The following is a 15,408-nucleotide window of genomic DNA, read 5'->3' on the forward strand; positions in this document are numbered from 1 at the left end:
GGGAGCGGGCCAGCGTGGCGCACGTCCGCCGGTGGGCCGGGGCGGAATACTCCGCCGCAGCGGCCGCGTCCGGCGGACGGTGGAGGAGGAGCCGAGGAGGAGGCCGTGGTCGAGTCGGACATCGTCATCATCGGTTGCGGCGCCGCGGGGCTTTCCCTGGCACACCGGTTGCCGACGGACACCGCCCGGCGGCCGGCGGTGTCCGTCGTCCTGGTCGACGCGCCGGCCGGGCCCCTGCGGGCACCGCCGCGGACGTGGTGCTACTGGGAGGCGGGCCCCGGCCGCTACGACCGCGCGGTGACCGCCTCCTGGGGCTGGCTGCGCGTCCACAGCCGGCACGGAACCGCCGTACGGCGCCCCATCGCCCCGTTCCGCTACAAGATGATCCGGTCCGGTGACTTCGAGGCGCTGGTGGAACACGACCTGGCGCGGCGGCCGAGGATCGGGCGGCTGCACGCCACCGTCCAGGAGGTCGCCCTCGACCCCGACGGCACCGCGCGCGTCCTGGCCACGGACGCCTTCGGGGCCCGAGTCGGCATGACCGCCCGCTGGGTCTTCGACTCCCGCCCCCCGCATCGTCCGCCCGCCGCCCGCACCCGCCTGCTCCAGCACTTCCGCGGCTGGTTCGTCCGCACCCGGCGGCCGGTGTTCGACCCGGACGTGGCCGACCTGATGGACTTCCGCACACCGCAGCCGGCCCGTGGACTGTCCTTCGGATACGTCCTGCCCACCAGCCGGCACAGCGCGCTGGTCGAGTACACCGAGTTCGGCCCGGCCCCGCTGACCGCCGACGCCTACGACGCCGCGCTGGAGCACTACACCCGGCACGTACTGAACACCGGCCCGGTGGAGGTGCGGGCGACGGAACAGGGGATGATCCCGATGACCGACGCCGTACTCACCGACCCCACCGCCCGCACGGTCTTCCGCATCGGCGCGGCCGGCGGCTGCACGCGGCCCTCCACCGGCTACACCTTCGCCGCGATCCAGCGGCAGACGGAGGCCGTCGCCCGTGCCGTCCGCGCGGACCGCCCACCCGTTCCACCGCCGCCCCACCGGCGGCGCGCCCGGATGATGGACGCCGTCGTCCTGCGCGCGCTGGACACCGGCCGCATCGACGGACCCGACTTCTTCTGCCACCTGTTCGACCACGTGCCCACGGCCCGCCTGCTGCGGTTCCTGGACGGACGCACCCGGCTGCACGAGGACCTCGCGGTCGGCGTACGAACCCCCGTGGCACCGATGCTGCGCACGGCGGCGGAACTGCTGTGGCTGCCCCGCCGGCCCGCCCCCTGACCGGCCGGGCGGACGACCCGGCGCCGAGGAGTTCCTCATGACCCTGCTGCACGATGCGGTGCTCGCCGAAGCCTTCGACCGCGGCGCCGGCAGCTACGACCGCTTGGTGACACTCAACCCGGGCTACCACACGCAGCTACGACGCTCGGCCCGACGCCTCGCCCTGACGGCCGGTGCCGCCGTGCACCGCGTACTCGACCTCGGCTGCGGCACGGGAGCCTCGACCGCGGCCCTGGCCGCCGCCCTTCCGCTCGCGGAGACCGTCGCGGTGGACGCCTCGGCGGGCATGCTGCGCCGGGCCACCGCCAAGACCTGGCCGGCCCGGGTGCGGTTCGTCCACGCCCCGGCGGAAGACCTGGGCACGGCCGGTGTGCGCGGCCCCTTCGACGCGGTCTTCGCCGCCTACCTGTTCCGCAACCTGGCCGACCCGGACGCGGTCCTGCGCACGGTGCTGGAGCTGCTGGCACCGGGGGGCCGGCTCGGGGTGCACGAATACGCGCTCAGCGGGCGGCGCGTGGACCGCGCGGTGTGGTCCGCCGTCTGCGGGGGCGTCATCGTGCCGCTCGGCGCGGCCACCGGCAACGGCGGGCTCTACCGCCACCTGCGGCGCAGTGTCGCGGAGTTCGACACCGCGCCGGCGTTCGCGGACCGGATGCGCCGGGTCGGATTCGACCGGGTCGGCGTGCTGCCGCTGCCGGGCTGGCAGACGGGTATCACCCACACCTTCCTCGCCCGGCGGCCGCCCCGGCGCCCGGAGGGTGCCCGGTGAACGGCCGCGCCGGCGGCGGGCCGCCAGGCAGCCGGGACCGGCGGGCGCGGGCCGTACCGGTCCGGCCGGGAACGGACCGGGTCCGGGACGATCCGCCGGTCACCGCGGTGATCGGCGGCGGCATCGCCGGTCTCGCCGCGGCCACGGTGCTGGCGGAGCGAGGCGTCCGCGTGGTGCTGTACGAGCGCGATCCCCGTCTCGGCGGCCGGGTGGCGGGATGGCCGGTCACCCTTCCCGACGGCACCCGCGCCACGATGAGCCGGGGCTTCCACGCCTTCTTCCGCCAGTACTACAACCTGCGGGCACTGCTGCGCCGGGTGGACCCCGCACTGGGCATGCTGACCGGCCTGCCCGACTATCCGCTCAGGCACAGCAGCGGTCTGTGCGACAGTTTCCGCCGCGTACCGCGCACACCCCCGTGGAACGCGCTCGGCTTCGCAGCGCTCAGCCCCACGTTCCGGCTCAGGGACCTGCTGTCCATGCGTCCCGGCGCCGCGCTGCCCCTGCTGGACGTCCGCACCAGCCGGGTCCACGAGGACCTCGACCAGGTCAGCGCCGACGCCTTCCTGGACGCGGTGGGCTTTCCACCGGCCGCGCGGCACCTGGCCTTCGAGGTGTTCTCCCGCAGCTTCTTCGCCGACCCGCGGCACCTCTCGGCGGCCGAGATGGCACTGATGTTCCACATCTACTTCCTCGGCTCGAACGAGGGCCTGCTCTTCGACGTGCCCCGTGAGCCGTTCCCCGTCGCGCTGTGGGAACCGCTGGCGGGCCACCTGGCGCGGCACGGCACCGAACTGCGCACCGCCACGCCCGTCGAGGCCGTCCATCCCGGCCCGGACGGCGGCCACCTCGTGGCCGACGCGACCGGTACCCGGCACTTCGACGCCGTCGTGCTGGCCATGGACGCCGGTGGTCTGCGAGCCGTGGTCAGCCGGTCCCCGCGGCTCGGCGACACCGCGTGGCGCGCCCGGGTCGCGCGACTGCGCACGGCCGCGCCGTTCCTGGTGTCCCGGCTGTGGCTGCAAAGCCCCGTCGACCCCACCCGGCCCGGCTTTCTCGGTACCAGCGGCTTCGGGGCGCTGGACAACGTCAGCGTCCTGTCCCGGTGGGAGGGCGAGGCGGGGCGCTGGGCGGCGCGGACCGGGGGATCGGTCGTCGAACTCCACGCCTACGCCGTGCCACCGGCCGCCGACCGCCACAGCACCGAGCGGCATCTCGTCGAGCAGCTGCACCGGGTGTACCCGGAGACACGCGGGGCCCACGTCGTCGCCGCACGGCACGAGTGGCGGGCGGACTGTCCCCTGTTCCCCGTCGGCGGGTACACCCACCGTCCCACGGTGCGCACCCCGGACCCGGCCGTCGTCGTCGCCGGCGACCTCGTCCGCACCGGCCTGCCCGTCGCCCTGATGGAACGCGCGGCCACCTCGGGTTTCCTCGCCGCCAACACGCTGCTGGAGCGGTGGGGGGTGCGCGGGGAGCCGGTGTGGACCGTCCCGGACGGCGGCCGGTCCGTACTGCTTCGCGCCCTGGCGGCGCGCGGCCGGCCCGGAGGACGAAGGTTTGGCGGCGGCGCCGGACGGGAGTACGCCGATCCCGGGTGACACCGGGTGACACCGGGTGACACCGGGTGACACCGGGTGACACCGGGCGGTGCCGACGCCGTCCGCCCCGTCCGGGCGCCGCACTGCCGGCTTCCGTGCGGCGGGCACTGACCGAGGCGGTCGGTACCCGCCGTACGGAGGAGGAGCGGGGGAGCGGCTGCCCGGACCTCGCGGCTGGGCGTCAGTCCCCTCTGACGGCGGTCAGTTGGTGAAAACGGCCGGGGAGCCGCTGACGCTGCTGTCGACGACCGGCGCGTAGGCGGCCGTGAAGTATCCGCTGGCCGCGCACAGGGACGAACCGGACGCCTTGGTGAAGGCCTGGTTGGTGAAGGTCAGGCTGTTGGTGGTGTTGGAGCTCACCGCGGAGAGACCGGACGCCCGGTAGACGCAGTTGACGGTGCCCAGCAGGGTGGACAGGACCACCGTGGTCTGGATGGTGCTGCCCGAGGCCGGGGTCACCGTCACGCTGCCGCCCGAGGCGGCGGACGTGGTGTAGGGCAGGTTGTTGACGGTGACGCTCTGCACGCCGGTGACACCGGTGACGTTGCTGGTGCAGCCGCTGAAGGTCTGGGAGGTCGCGGACTCGGTCGCGGTGCCCGGGGCGGCGGGGTTCGACGTCACCTTGGCGGACAGCGACGAGCCGGTGCAGGTGATGCCGGTGGAGCCGCCGCTGGTCGTGGCGAGGGCGGCCTTGGTGCCGCTCGCCAGTGACGCGGTGAGTACGTCGCCCACGGAGACCGCGTTGCCGCCGGCGCTGCCGTAGGTGAGCACGGAGCCGGCCGCCGAGACGGAGCCGGCCGGAAGGAGGGTCAGTGCGGACAGAGCGGCGGTGACGGTTAAGGCGGAGACACCGAAGCTGCGCATGCGGGAGTCCTCTTTCGGGCGTGCGGGTGGTACGGGGCAGGGGCGGCCGTCCAGGACATTGGCGAAGGACGGCGGCCCGGCATGGCGGTCCCGGATGGCGGGACTGCCGGACCGGTACGCGTTGCTGACGGCTGATCCGGCGTCAGGGACACCGGTGCACTTGTTGGCGCCTTGCGGGTGCGTGACACTGACGGCTCAAGCAGGTCGTCCGCCGCAGGTCGCGGGAGAAGGAAACCTGTGAAGGTTGTAAACCTGACGAGTATTCAACGTCAAGGCGTGACACGTGAAGGTCGTGAGAAGGGGCCTGGAATGGCAGCAGGTTCGCCGATGCCGCCTCCGCTGGTGTTGCCCGGTATCCGCAAGGGCCGCGACCCGGAGCGCTCGCTGCGGCGGGGTCCGCGCCGTGCCTCGCCCGAGGCCGTCGCCGCCAACCAACGCGACCGGCTGCTGGACGGGTTCGTCCGCACCGTCGCCCAGGTCGGCTACGCCGGCACCCGGGTCAGCGACATCTGCCAGGCGGCCGGTGTGACCAGGCCGGTCTTCTACGAGCTCTTCAAGGGGAAGGAGGACGCCTTCCTCGCCGCACACCACCACGGCACCTCCCTGGTCTTCGCCGCGATGGAGGAAGCCCGTGCCCAGGCCGGCGACTGGCCGGGTCAGGTGCGCGCCGGCCTGGGCGCCCTGCTCGTGATCCTCGCCGAGGCACCCGCCTTCGCGGCGATGGCCATCGTCGAGATCGACGCGGTCGGCCCCGCCGGGCGAGAGGCCCGTGAGCACCTGCTGACCCGCTTCCGGGACTACTTCACCGACCTCCCTGACCTGGAACTTCCCGTTCCCGAGGAGGAGTTGGTCGACACGGTGGTCGGGGGCGTGTACTCCGCGATCTACCGCCGCATAGCCGCCGGCCGCACCGCCGAACTGCCCGCACTGCTGCCCGGCCTGGCCTTCTCCGTCCTCGCCCCGTTCCTGGGCCCGGAACGTGCCGCCGCCTGCCTGACCGCTCCGCCCCCTGTCATGGGATCCCTCCCGGCCTGCCTGAACCCGGAGTCCTGAACCGGACACGCCCACCGCTGCGGACCCGCCGAGGCGGCCGGCGCAGCCCAGTCCGCGCGCGGTGCCGATACCGGCGGCCGCGCACACCGGCCGGCACCGGCTGCACGGCCGGAACACCGTTCCTGCCACGGGCACCGCTCCGAAGTACCGGCGGAACCAGGTACTCCGGACACGCCCTGATCCGGGCCCGGTCCTTCGCCTGCACGGCTGTCGACGCCGCGTCGGGGCGCGGGAGCCCGTGCCGAACCGATGACTCCTGCCCCGACACCGCTTCGCGAGTTGCTCGGCGAGCCGCAAGACGAGGACGCCTGTCGGCCCGCGTCGTTGACATGTTCCTGTCTTGTAGCTAGCTTCACGGGGCAGCTCCCCCTGTGCCCCCGGGTGTCCGCAGCCCCTGGGCCCCGTCGAAGCGCTCGATTTCCAGGTACCTCGTCCCATGGGTGGACAACGTTGTCAACCCCCGGCGTCCAGGCACTCGGCAAGGCCGCTCATCGCCCGGGTTGCGTGCTCGACACGGAAGACAACGTTGTCGGCCCTTGACTCCGAGCAGAGGAGAACCCCGTGACGACACGACAGTTGAGACCTCCCGGAGCCACGGCGATCGGTCTCCTCGCCGCCGCGGCGCTGGCCGCGGCCGGACTGTGCACGCCTGCGTGGGCGGCCGGGAAGGCCGCGCTCGTCACCGCGCCGGCGACTCTGGTCAACCCGTTCATCGGCACGTCGAACCAGGCCGACGACTTCCCCGGGGCCGACGTCCCGTTCGGCATGGTCCAGTGGAGCCCGGACACCCCGTCGCGTCCCGACGGCGGGGGCTACGAGTACAACGACTCGTCGATCACCGGTTTCAGCCTGACCCACATCGCCGGACCCGGCTGTGGCGCGGCGGGTGACATACCGGTGCTGCCAACGGTGGGAGCCGTGAACACCGGTGCGACAGACGCCTTCTCGCACAGTGCCGAGTCGGCGTCGGCAGGGTCGTACAAGGTCACGCTCAACAACCAGGTGACCACCGAGCTGACCACCACGACACGCAGCGGCATGGCGCGTTTCACCTTCCCCGCGACCAGCCAGGCCAATCTGGTCTTCAAGTTGACAGGCAGTCAGAACGGAGCCGCGTCGACACAGTTCACCAAGGTGTCGAGCACCGAGGTGAGCGGGCAGGTGACCAGCGGCCACTTCTGCGGCGCGGGAAACACGTACACCGTCTACTTCGACATGGTCTTCGACCGGCCGTTCGCCTCGCAGGGCAGTTCCGTGGCCAAGGCGGCGACCGCCTCCTCCCCGGCGTCGGCCCGGGCGTCGCAGAACGCCGCCGAGAAGCCGAACAGGCCGGAACTGCACGGAAAGAACCCGGCCACCGCGGACCCGAAGTCCACGACGTCGACGACGACCACGACCACGAAGCCGGGCAAGGACAGCGCGGCCCCCGGCGCCGCCGCCTCGAACGGATACGTCACCTTCGACACCACGAGCAATCCGGTCGTGCAGGCCAAGGTCGGCCTCTCCTATGTGTCGGTCGCGAACGCGGTCGCCAACCGGGCCGCGGAGAACGCTGGTTGGGACTTCGACGCGACCCGCACCGCCGCACAGAACGCGTGGAACAACGCACTCGGCAAGGTCCAGATCGCCGGCGGCACGACCGCGCAGCAGCAGAGCTTCTACACCGCGCTCTATCACTCGCTGCTGCACCCGAACGTCATCAGCGACACCAACGGCCAGTACTACGGCTTCGACGGAAAGACGCACACCGTGGACGCCGGCCACAGCGCCGTGTACGCGAACTATTCCGGCTGGGACATCTACCGTTCGCAGGCCCAGCTCGAAGCCCTGGTCGCGCCCCAGGCGGCCTCCGACACCGCGCAGTCGATGGTCGACGACTACACGCAGACCGGGATCTTCCCCAAGTGGTCCGAGAACAACGGCGAGTCGTACGTCATGGTCGGTGACCCGGCGGCAGCCGTCCTCGCCGACTACTACGCCTTCGGAGCCCGGGACTTCGACGCCACGACCGCCCTGGCCGACCTGGTCAGGCAGGCGAGCACCACCAACAACGACCGGCCCGGACTCGCCTACCTGAACTCGCCGGGATACCTGCCGCATGACGGCAGCTACGGCTGCTGCAACTTCTACGGCCCCGTGGCCACCACCCTGGAGTACGACACCGCCGACTTCGCGCTCTCCGCGATGGCCGGGGCGCTCGGCGACACCGCCGACCAGAAGACGTACGCCGACCGCGCACAGGACTGGCGCAACGTGCTCAACCCGGCCTCCGGTTTCGTGGAGCCCCGTAACGCCAGTGGCTCGTGGACCGGTGGCTTCGATCCCACCAGCGGCACCGACATGGTCGAGGCCGACTCGTGGATCTACACCGGAATGGTCCCGTTCGACATCGGCGGCCTGGCGCACGCCAAGGGCGGCGACACCGCGATGAACCACTACCTGGACACCGTGCTGCGCAGCTACACCGGCGCGGGCGGCTACGCCTGGGTCGGCAACGAACCGAGCATCGAACTGCCGTGGGAGTACGACTACACGGGGCAGCCCTACAAGACGCAGGGCACGGTGCGGGCGATCCAGGACCAGATCTGGTCGGACACCCCGGGCGGCCTGGCCGACGGCAACGACGATCTCGGCGCGATGAGCGCCTGGTACGTGTGGTCGGCGCTCGGCATGTACCCCGAGACGCCCGGAACCTCCGACCTCGCCCTCGGCTCTCCGCTGTTCACGCAGGCCGTGGTCACCCTTCCCTCGGGCAAGACGCTGACGGTCAACGGCAACGGCGCCGCCGACAACGCCCCCTACGTGCAGTCCGCGGCGTGGAACGGCACGGCGTGGAACAACGCCTACGCACCGACCACGGCGGTCACGGCCGGTGGCACGCTGGACTTCACACTGGGCAGCGGCGCGAACACGTCGTGGGCGACCGGAGCGAGCGCGGCTCCGCCGTCGTATCCGGGCGACACCACGGCACCGGCTTCGCCGCGGATCGGTACCCTCGTCTCCGCCGTGGCCTCCGGCCTGTGCGTGGACGACGCGTCCTCCAGCACCTCCGACGGCACCCACGTCCAGATCTGGGGATGCGACAACACGTACGCCCAGGACTGGATCGTCGCCGGCGACGGAACTGTCCGGGCCCTCGGCAAATGCCTGGACGCCGATCACAGCGGGACCACCAACGGCACGCTGATCCAGCTGTGGACCTGCAACGGCACCGGCGCCCAGCAGTGGACCCCCGGAACGGGCGGATCGCTGGTCAATCCCGAGTCGAAGCTGTGCCTCGACGACCCCAACTCCTCGACGGCCAACGGCACCCAGCTCCAGCTGTACACGTGCAACGGTACGGCGGCCCAGAACTGGAAGCTGCCGGGCTGAGGCATCGGCGGGGTGGTCGACGGCCCCGCCCGGACGACTCGCGCAGCACGTTCCCGTGTGTCCGGACCGCAGCGCCGCGGCACACGGGAACCCGTCCGACCGCAACCGCCGAAGCCGCGCACGCCTGGGCGGCCCGACGATCGCCGAACGCGACCGGGCTATAAGGAATGAGTTCAGACAAGTCGGAGTCCTGCGTCAGGTGCTTCACACCGTGACTGCGCGTCAGAACATCTTCGGCTGGATGCGGGGGTCGCGGGCCAGGAATTCCTGCTTGGTGTGCAGCACGCGGTCGCCCGCGAACTGGTCCAGCGCAGCGAGGATCTGTTCCTTGTCGGCGCCAAAGCTCCCGACCGTGGCGATGACGCGGTAGCCGAGCTCGTGCAGCTCGTCCGAGAAGCGCATGCCCCTGGTCGAGTGGTACGGGACACCTGGCCGCAGGCGGACCACCAGCAGGTGATTGCCCTCGTAGACCTGCGTCAGTTTCGGGTTCACCGAGCCGCGCTTGGGAGGCAGGACGCCCACGTGCGAGATGTCCATCCACGGCGTCTGCAACGTGCCAACGCCGGACGTGCCCCTGCGCAAGTGCACAGTGATCGCCGAACGGTCGATGACCAATTCTGCCTCACCAGGCAAGGATCGGCCGACCAAAAGAGTGATGAGTCCTATTATCCCCGCAAAACCGCCCCACCATACAGGGATCGCCCACAGCCAGCTCGCGTCGTGGTTCAGCCCTGCGAAGAGCACTGCCATTCCGACCAGAAGGAGGGAGACGAATCCAAAAGGCTTCGACATGTTTTTCTTCATCTGCGTCTTCGCCGCCGCTCGGTCGCGGCTGAACCGCACTTCGTCCACCGGGTCGGTCGGCGGTGTGTCGGGGTCGGCGGGGCCTCGCGCGAGGGCCAGCGCGCCGGCGGTGTCGGTCGCCCGTTGGCGTGGCCGGGGCAAGCCGCGGGACTGCAGCTCCGCGGCGACGCTGAGGTAGACCTCGTTGAGAGTGAGCGGCCGCGGGCTGTCCAGTGCCGCCAGCAGTGCCCCGGTGAAGGCGGTGTACTGCTCACCGCCAAGCGCGTAGGACGGGGCGTTGGCGCTGGTGGACGTCATCGTATACGTGCCCGCGATGGAGAGTTGGCCGTCGACCAGGCCCTCCTCGCCTGTCATGACCTCGATGGCCCGTCCGGAGAAGCAGCAGTCCAGAACGAGGACCCGGGCGGCGGCGCCGCTGCCGCCGAGGTCCTCACGCAGCAGGTCGACGCCCAGCGCGCTGTACTTCGGAGCGTCGGCCCGCGTCGAGTTCGTCGCCAGGTACAACCGCCCCCGATCGTCCACCAGGCCGTGGCCGGCGTAGTAGATCAGCAGCATGTCCGAGGCCTCCGCAGCAGCCTTGCCGATGGCGCGGCCGATGTCGGCGACGGAAGCGGCCGGGTCCACGACTTCGCAGTACGCGGATTCCAGCACACCCGCGGTGTCGTGGGTGAGCCGGCGCCACAGGCTCGCGACGTTCCGCCGCACGGCCGGGAGGTCCGCCAGGTCGGGGGATTCCGGGAAGTGGCTGACCCCGATCAGCACGGCGCGCGACCGCACCGGGTCAGGGAACCGGCTCACCCCTGCTGCTCCGGCGCGTCGACCAACTGCCTGATCTCACGTATCAGGCCGGGTACGTCGTCCTGGAGAAGGTGCGCGTCCACCTCGACGCTGCGACCGTCCGGACGCCTGACGGTGACCTTCACGTCCGCGTGGCGGTGGGTGAGCCAGGTGGACAGCGAGCGGGCGAGCACCGCTCCCGCCCCGCCGGAGCCCATTGCGATGGTGAGCACGTCGAGCAAACCGCCCATCTCTCCGCCGGTCCCACTGCCGGAGGATTCCAGGCGCAGCCGCCCGCGCAGTTCGTCCTCAAGCCTCAGCCAGTCGAGCAGCGACTGCAGCGCGTTGGGGTCCTCGGCCACGGTGATCCGCAGCAGTGGCTCGGTTCCCGCTTCGGTGTCCATGGCACCATCGTGGCAAGGGCGGGGCCGGTCCGTCATGAACTGAGTTCGTTCTCCACATACAAGCCACGGGAAGTCAGCGGTCGAGGAGCCGACCCGCCCCGAGCTGGAGCGGGTACGCGCTGCGGTCGAAGGCGCTGCTACTGGAGCGGGCGGCAGAACCGAAGCGCACGGCCATGCTCACCGCGGTGATGCGGCATCTGGAGGCGAAGGCGATCGACGAGGCCCCGGACCTCTTCCAGGTCCTCATGGCCACCCGGCTGCTGAACACCGCGAAGCGGAAGACGGAGAAGGAACGGCTGTCGACGCTGCCGCAGTTGGAGAAGCCGTCACGCACGCTCGCGCGGGCGGCGAAGGTGCTGTTCGAGGAGCTGGAGTTGGTTGAGGAACACGGCGCGGATCTGGACGTCGCCGCACAGTGGGCGGCGGTCGAAGAGGACGAACTGGCGGGACTGAGCCCGGACATGCCCGTCGCCGAGCACCTGGCGGAGCTGGTGCGGGGCCTGGACGCCGGGTGGAAGCTGCTCACCGAACGCCTGGAGGAGGCGGGGCCGGCGGCGAAGGTCTCCATCGAGGCGCAGGACGACGGGCGGGTGAAGCTGAACGTCGGCAATCTCGGCGCGCTCGGCGAGCCGAAGTCCTGACGCGGCTGCGCAAGCGGGTCGAGAAGACGGTCCCGAAGATCGACTTGCCGGACCCGCTGTTCGAGGTGAACGCCTGGACCGGCTTCCTCGACGCCTTCGTCCATCTCGGCGACGGCACCACTCGGATGAAGGGCCTGCCCACCTCCGTGGTCGCGCTGCTGGTCTCCGAAGCGTGCAACATCGGCCTGGCCCCGGTGGTCAACCCCGCCCACGAGGCCCTGACCCGGGCCCGGCTCGTGCACGTCGACCAGTACTGCCTGCGCGCCTGCACCATCGCCGCGGCGAACGCGCGGCTCATCGCCGCCCAGGCGAGATCCCTATCGTGCAGTTCTGGGGCGATGGGCTGCTCGCCTCCGTGGACGGCCTGCGGTTCGTCGTCCCCGTCCGAACCGTGAACGCGGCACCGTCGCCGAAGTACTTCGGCTTCAAACCGGGCATCACCTGGCTCAACGCCGTCAACGACCAGGTTGCGGGCATCGGGCAGATGGTCGTCCCTGGGACCCCGCGCGAGCGGCATGATCGGGTCTTGCGACCCGACCCCGGCCCATACCGGGCAGCGGATGCGCGCCGCCTCGCCCGGTCGGCCCGTGGTCAGTTCGTTGACCGTCCCGATCGCGCGCAGGTCGACGCCATCGCGACCGAGCTCCAGTGCGACTGCGCCCCCGGTGCCGTAGCCGACGGCGGCGGTGCGGTCGGGGTCGGCCCGTGGTTCGGCACGTAACACGTCGAGCGCTGCGTGACCGATTCCTCGCATCCGGTCAGGGTCGGCGAGCAGCGGCATGCAACGGGCCAACATTTCCTCTGGGTCTTCCAAATAGCGTCCGCCGTGGAGGTCGAAGGCCAGCGCCACGTACCCCAGCTCGGCCAGAGCCTCGGCCCGGCGGCGCTCGACATCGCTGAGGCCCATCCCCTCCGATCAGGACTGCGGGCCGGCGCTCGGCACCGGCCGGGAGCGCGAGGTATCCGATCATCGTCAGGTTGTCGGCAGGGCATTCGACCGTACGGGCTGTGATCGCCGTCATACGGCTGGACGGTAATGACCGTTGCGCCCGCTCGGGGGGGCACCGATGGCAGAGCAGTCTGTCCCGACTACATCACCCGGACGCGTCTACCCCTGTCGTCATTCGTTGGCGAGCTCAAGCAGTCAGCGCATCACCGCTGTTCAGGAAGTCAGCGTAGACCTCTGCCGGAGTGCGGTAGCTGTGGGTCTTGCGTGGAGTACTCGCCGAACCGGTTGATGTGCTCGGTCAGGTACGGCGAGATGTGCGCCAGGTCCTCGGGTCGATCTCCCGCCCTTCGTCCAATAGCTGCCGTACGATCTCCGCGATGTCCAAGGCATTGTGGAAGACCACCGCGTTCGTGAGCAGCGCGTTGAACTTCATCGCCTTCTCCTGCTCGATTGGGTCGTCGTCGGCGATGACGCCGCGGTTGCCGAACCCGTTCCACTGGGTCTTCGAGGCCGTTTTGTCGAAGGCCGAGAACCCCTCCAGCTCCAGTCCGGCCTCCACCACCTTCTCCAGCGCGATGTTGATCAGATCCGCCGGGCGGTTCTTTGCCGCGGCCTCCTTGCGGATCGACTGCTCGACGATCCCCCGGGCCTTGGCCTGGTCGCGGGTACGCGGTCCGCTCGATCGAAGTCACAACCCGCCCCAAGGCCCCAGACGACGCTGAACATCACCACCAACGACACTGAGCTGAACGGGTGAAGGGGTGGACGCTCAGGGTCAAGATCATCCCGTTGGCCCTTTGACGCGTATCTCCGGTCACACCCCGGGGAGGCCGTGCCGGGGGAGTGCCACAGCACCACCGTGAACCACGGCCGGCCAACTCCGAGGGCGGAGGCTTTCCCGGGCCCCGTTCCGTCACCCGGGGCCACGAACACCGTTCCTGCCCGGCTCAGGGCGCCAGCACGACCCTGCCGAACACCTTGCCCGCGTCGATTTCCCGGTGGGCCGGCACCGCCTGGTCCAGCGGCAGCACCTCGTGCACGACGGTGCGCAGGTCCCCGTGGGCGGCATCGGCCAACTGGGACGACCGCACGGCCTGCCTGTCGGCGCGCGGCACGGTGTCGGAGCTGAAGGTGGCGAACGACAGTGACCTGCGGAAGGCGTCCATCAGCCGCATGCCGAAGTCCGCCGGCGGTTGCCCGCCGACCACGCCGACAGCCACGTACCGCCCGTTGGAGTTCAGCCTGTCCAGGAAGAGGGGAAGCTGCGGACCCCCCACGACATCAATCACCACGTCGAAGCCCGGCAGCGCGTCCGGGCCGCCCTCGCCGGAGCGGTCGAGGACATGGGTCGCCCCCAGTTCCCGCAGGCGGGCGCCACGTTCCGCCGACGAGGTGGTGACCGCCACCGCGCCCGCACCGCCCCTGGCCGCAAGCTGGACGGCCGTGATCCCGATGCTGCCCGCCGCGCCGCGCACGAGCACCGTCTCGCCGGGCGCGAAACGAGCGCGGTCCAGGGCGAAGTGGGCGACCACACCGGAGCCGCCAAGACTCACCGCGTCCGCGCCTGCCAGGCCGTCAGGCAGTGCAAGGACGTCCTCGACCGAGGCGACGGCCTGCTCGGCGTACCCACCGGACAGGCCGGTGAACGCCCACACCCGCCGCCCCCTCCACGAGGCGTCCACGCCCTCGCCCACCGAAGTGACGATTCCCGCCACCTCGCTGCCGAGGAGGTGGCCTTCCCGGAAGCCGTACGCGGCGAGCGCTCCCCGGCGGATCACGGCGTCCACGCCGCCCACCCCGATCGCCTCCGTGGTGATCCGCACCTGCCCGGGGGCAGGGACGGGCACGGGCAAGTCGACGACCTCCAGACCGTCAGGGCTTCCGAACTTCCTGATCACGACGGCTTTCAACGCTGCTCCACAGGTCGGTGAACGGACGGGTCACAGCTGCTGCGACCGTGAGCGGCGCGCGGCCCCCAGCCCGAGGCACCATCAGCAGGGTGTCGGGACGGGGCGGCGTCACCGCCATCGGACCGTAACGGACGCCCGCGTCCGTTTGGCTAAAGTGAGAGGCCATGACCGACCGTTTGCCTCACACTGTGCGCTCCGACGCCCGCGACAACCGGGCCCGCATCCTGGACGCCGCCCGCGCGGTGTTCGGCGAGGAGGGTCTGAGCGCGCCCATGCGCGACGTCGCCCGGCAGGCAGGCGTCGGCCCCGCCACGCTGTACCGCCACTTCCCGACCAAGCAGGCGCTGATCGTGGAGACCTTCGCCGAGCAGCGGCGAGCCTGCCAGGCCGCCGTCCACGACGCCCTCGCGGACCCGGACCCGTGGCACGGATTCCGGAGCCTGATCGAGCGGATCTGCGAACTCCACGCGCACAGCCGGGGATTCGCCGACGCCTTCATGACCGCCTTCCCCGAGGCCATGGACTTCACCGCCGACCGAGAGCGGACTTCGCGCGCGGTTGCCGAACTGGCCCGCCGTGCCCAGGAGACCGGTGAGCTCCGTCGCGGCTTCGTCGTCGACGACCTGACCCTCATGCTCATGGCCCACCGGGGCCTCCAGGCCACGCCGCGCGCCGCCCGGCTCACGGCCTCCCGCCGCTTCGCCGCCTACGTGATCGAGGCGTTCCGCGCCGCTCCGGAGACGGGAGCGCCCACGCCGTTGCCGCCGGCACCACGCCTGCAGCTCACGCACTCGCCCGGCACGCCGTGAACCCTCACTGCGAGGTCCGTCCTCCCTGCACCCGGCAGCCTCGTCGGTTCCCAGCCGCGGCCGGGTTCGAGAAGTGGCGGTTGGTGTGGTGGCGGGCATGCATCGATCCCTGCGCCAGGGGTCTCCACCTGCTGGTCCTCGATGTCGGGTAAGTGCGCG

Annotated in this window: 11 protein-coding genes and 2 pseudogenes; 7 read left to right on the top strand and 6 right to left on the bottom strand. The window is 71.2% G+C overall.

From position 1 onward, the window contains the following. Positions 1–105: 105 nt before the first annotated feature. From LQ326_RS19920 to LQ326_RS19930, 3 genes are read left to right on the top strand one after another with little or no spacing between them, the layout of a single operon-like run. Entirely contained in the window at positions 106–1,296 is a 1,191-nt protein-coding gene (locus LQ326_RS19920; RefSeq protein WP_234538536.1) for a lycopene cyclase family protein, read from the top strand. Positions 1,297–1,333: 37 nt separating this feature from the next. Then, complete coding sequence (locus LQ326_RS19925) at positions 1,334–2,065, top strand: methyltransferase domain-containing protein (protein ID WP_234538538.1); 732 nt, start codon at positions 1,334–1,336, stop codon at positions 2,063–2,065. Continuing rightward, positions 2,062–3,666, top strand: a complete 1,605-nt coding sequence (locus tag LQ326_RS19930) for an FAD-dependent oxidoreductase (protein WP_234538539.1) — start codon at positions 2,062–2,064, stop codon at positions 3,664–3,666. The genes LQ326_RS19925 and LQ326_RS19930 overlap by 4 nt, the downstream gene beginning before the upstream one ends. A gap of 201 nt (positions 3,667–3,867) precedes the next feature. Here the strand turns inward: LQ326_RS19930 and LQ326_RS19935 are convergent, their stop codons facing one another. Next, positions 3,868–4,530 carry a Tat pathway signal sequence domain protein gene (locus LQ326_RS19935; protein WP_234538541.1) on the bottom strand — a complete coding sequence of 221 codons (663 nt, stop codon included), beginning with the start codon at positions 4,528–4,530 and terminating at the stop codon, positions 3,868–3,870. Between the two features lie 309 nt (positions 4,531–4,839). Between LQ326_RS19935 and LQ326_RS19940 the strand changes: the two genes are divergently transcribed. Continuing rightward, positions 4,840–5,583 carry a TetR/AcrR family transcriptional regulator gene (locus LQ326_RS19940; RefSeq protein WP_234538543.1) on the top strand — a complete coding sequence of 248 codons (744 nt, stop codon included), beginning with the start codon at positions 4,840–4,842 and terminating at the stop codon, positions 5,581–5,583. Between the two features lie 561 nt (positions 5,584–6,144). Further along, on the top strand, positions 6,145–8,955 hold the full coding sequence (locus LQ326_RS19945; protein WP_234538545.1) for a lectin: 2,811 nt from the start codon (positions 6,145–6,147) through the stop codon (positions 8,953–8,955). 222 nt (positions 8,956–9,177) lie between these two features. Here the strand turns inward: LQ326_RS19945 and LQ326_RS19950 are convergent, their stop codons facing one another. After that, positions 9,178–10,521 (bottom strand): caspase family protein, encoded by a 1,344-nt coding sequence (locus LQ326_RS19950; RefSeq protein ID WP_234538546.1) that lies wholly within the window; start codon positions 10,519–10,521, stop codon positions 9,178–9,180. Between the two features lie 32 nt (positions 10,522–10,553). Next, complete coding sequence (locus LQ326_RS19955) at positions 10,554–10,940, bottom strand: effector-associated constant component EACC1 (RefSeq protein WP_234538548.1); 387 nt, start codon at positions 10,938–10,940, stop codon at positions 10,554–10,556. 113 nt (positions 10,941–11,053) lie between these two features. On the opposite strand from LQ326_RS19955, the pseudogene LQ326_RS48735 reads away from it, so the two are divergent. Further along, positions 11,054–12,092, top strand: a pseudogene (locus LQ326_RS48735) (Tn3 family transposase); the annotation flags it as partial. Here LQ326_RS48735 and LQ326_RS19970 read toward each other — a convergent pair. The 3 genes and pseudogenes from LQ326_RS19970 to LQ326_RS19980 all read right to left on the bottom strand — a co-directional run. Then, positions 12,084–12,603 (bottom strand): annotated as a pseudogene (locus LQ326_RS19970) (dienelactone hydrolase family protein); the annotation flags it as partial. The pseudogenes LQ326_RS48735 and LQ326_RS19970 overlap by 9 nt on opposite strands. Positions 12,604–12,828: 225 nt before the next feature. Further along, positions 12,829–13,089: a transposase gene (locus tag LQ326_RS19975; RefSeq protein ID WP_234538551.1), complete on the bottom strand. Its 261-nt coding sequence runs from the start codon at positions 13,087–13,089 to the stop codon at positions 12,829–12,831. A gap of 388 nt (positions 13,090–13,477) precedes the next feature. After that, the gene (locus LQ326_RS19980) at positions 13,478–14,440 is read right to left on the bottom strand and encodes a zinc-binding dehydrogenase (RefSeq protein ID WP_234538552.1); all 963 of its coding nucleotides are present in this window, start codon (positions 14,438–14,440) and stop codon (positions 13,478–13,480) included. Between the two features lie 164 nt (positions 14,441–14,604). On the opposite strand from LQ326_RS19980, the gene LQ326_RS19985 reads away from it, so the two are divergent. Continuing rightward, the gene (locus LQ326_RS19985; protein WP_234538553.1) at positions 14,605–15,249 is read left to right on the top strand and encodes a TetR/AcrR family transcriptional regulator; all 645 of its coding nucleotides are present in this window, start codon (positions 14,605–14,607) and stop codon (positions 15,247–15,249) included. Positions 15,250–15,408 lie beyond the last annotated feature (159 nt).

It is taken from the genome of Streptomyces shenzhenensis, assembly GCF_021462265.1.
GTDB lineage: Bacteria > Actinomycetota > Actinomycetes > Streptomycetales > Streptomycetaceae > Streptomyces > Streptomyces shenzhenensis.